Here is a 640-nt window from a genome sequence, read left to right as displayed (position 1 = left end):
AACATGCACTAACGACAATTACGCCGGCATAAATAAACATCAAATCTTCTGGTGATACAGCTAATAAATCACCAAATAGGTAACTCATTAGATCGACACGAACATTGTCCAAAAAGCTTACTGACACCAAACCGATAGACAAAGAGCTGTGAGCCAGAATTCCGAGTAGGGTATCTGTGGCCACCAGTTGCTGCCTTTGCAGTGTTACAAGGAGTACCGCTAATGCTAAACAGCAGACTAGCAGCGCAAGATAGAGGTTAACGTTCAGTAAGAACCCGAGAGCGAGCCCCATTAACGATGCATGGGCAAGAGTGTCACCGAAGTAGGCCATTTTGCGCCATACAACAAAAGACCCGAGTGGACCTGCGATGATTGCAATACCAATACCAGCGAGAATAGAAGGTAGAAGAAACTCAATCATGGTGATGATGTCCGTGGCTATGGTTAGAGCACGAGGTAGCGTCGCCCGATACTGGAGAGCCAGACAAATCGTGATGGTGATGCTCGTGGTCGTGATGATAAAACGCGAGTGATTCTCTCGCTGCGTTACCAAACAATGCTATGTAAGAAGGATGCTGAGTGATCGTTGCTGGTGATCCCGAACAACAAACGTGGTGGTGCAAACAAATCACATCGTCTG

General features: G+C 46.7%; 1 protein-coding gene and 1 pseudogene. Both read right to left on the bottom strand.

Annotated features, from left to right (window positions below; translation table 11 throughout):
* The coding region (locus R7Z49_RS25775; RefSeq protein ID WP_318112508.1) for a metal ABC transporter permease at positions 1 to 421 on the bottom strand (421 nt) is incomplete at its 3' end.
* Positions 414 to 640 (bottom strand): annotated as a pseudogene (znuC, locus tag R7Z49_RS25770) (zinc ABC transporter ATP-binding protein ZnuC); the annotation flags it as partial. The pseudogene znuC and the gene R7Z49_RS25775, both read right to left, overlap by 8 nt.

The organism is Vibrio sp. 1562, from assembly GCF_033340155.1.
Classification (GTDB): Bacteria; Pseudomonadota; Gammaproteobacteria; order Enterobacterales; family Vibrionaceae; genus Vibrio; species Vibrio alginolyticus.
The sequence above is the reverse complement of the archived record's forward strand: the minus strand, read 5'-3'. Positions and strand labels throughout refer to the sequence as shown.